Consider the following 1,299-nt stretch of genomic DNA (forward strand, 5'->3'; position numbering starts at 1 on the left):
TCGGCGTCACGGATGGTTATTCATCTGGCACGTCGAGTTGACTCAGTTTTTCCAATTGCGCTGGAACTTTTGTGCGATTTCCCGTGTTTTGGGTCTGTTTCGGGCGGCTTTTCACCCGAGTTCCGCTCATTGCGCCCCCAGCGGACGGATTTGCCCCAAGGTGCGCATACGGACCAGGTTGTACGCTGCCATCGTCAGCACAAACATCTGATCCACTTTCTTCAAACCGCGCACCATCACCTGACGCATGCCGCCAACCGTCTTGGCCCAGCCGAAGCCTTGTTCGATCAGCTTGCGCTTTTGCTGCGAGACGGCGTAGCCCTCGCTTTGGGCAATCGCCTTCGGTACCGCCGAATGGCGTCCTGAATTGTTCTGCGCCACATGCGGCGTGACATTCATGTCCACACAGGCTTCCACGAATTCCTGGGCGTCATAGCCCTTGTCAGCTCCGAGCGTGATCTCACGCGCCGGGTCATCGAGCGCCTGTCTGGCATCGTTAATCATGGCCTTGGCGGCTTCGCGCTCGGCATAACCATCAGCGATCGTCACCACGGCATTGGCCACCAGACCGTAGCGGTTGTCGCTCAAGGTATGACCCATGTAGCGCAATTCACTGGCCGTGCCGCCTTTGCGATAGAGCCGTGCATCAGCATCGGTCTTCGACTCATGGGTGTCGTTGCTGCGCTTCTCGCCTTTGAAGTTGTCCCCATCGCCGTTGGCCTGGTCGTCATCGTCACGGCGAACAAAGCTCTTATGGCCGGCCCAGGCCTGGATCAGCGTACCGTCAACGCTGAAGTGTTCGCCTGATAGCCAGGCCTTCTGCTGTGCAATGGCCAGCACCTCATTGAAGAACTCGATGACCGCGTCATGTTTAATCAGCCGTTCCCGGTTCTTGGTGAACACGGTCGGCACCCACACGCTATCGTCCATCGACAGCCCAATGAACCAGCGGAACAGCAGGTTATATTGGACCTGCTCCATCAACTGCCGCTCGGAGCGCACGCTGTACAGCACTTGCAACAACATCGCCCGCAGCAATTTCTCCGGCGCTACGCTCGGCCGGCCGCCTTTGACGTCAGCTTCATACATGCCGGCAAACAAGCCGTTCATCTTCGACAACGCAGCGTTGGCCATCTTGCGAATCGCGCGCAGCGGGTGATCCGCTGGAACAAAGTCTTCCAGCTTACGCATCGTGAACAAACTCTCGGTGAAGGTGTCGGCGCCGCGCATCATTTCTCAGGGTAGTGGCTTCCTCAGCATAACGTTTCGACCGACTCATCCGCTGACTTGCTGTCGTCG

General features: G+C 57.9%; 1 protein-coding gene. It reads right to left on the reverse strand.

Annotated features, from left to right (window positions below; genetic code table 11):
- Positions 1-126: 126 nt before the first annotated feature.
- Complete coding sequence (locus P3T25_RS48555) at positions 127-1,230, reverse strand: IS5 family transposase (RefSeq protein ID WP_429364893.1); 1,104 nt, start codon at positions 1,228-1,230, stop codon at positions 127-129.
- Positions 1,231-1,299: the final 69 nt, after the last annotated feature.

The sequence above is a fragment of the Paraburkholderia sp. GAS32 genome, from assembly GCF_050434225.1.
GTDB classification, from domain to species: domain Bacteria; phylum Pseudomonadota; class Gammaproteobacteria; order Burkholderiales; family Burkholderiaceae; genus Paraburkholderia; species Paraburkholderia madseniana.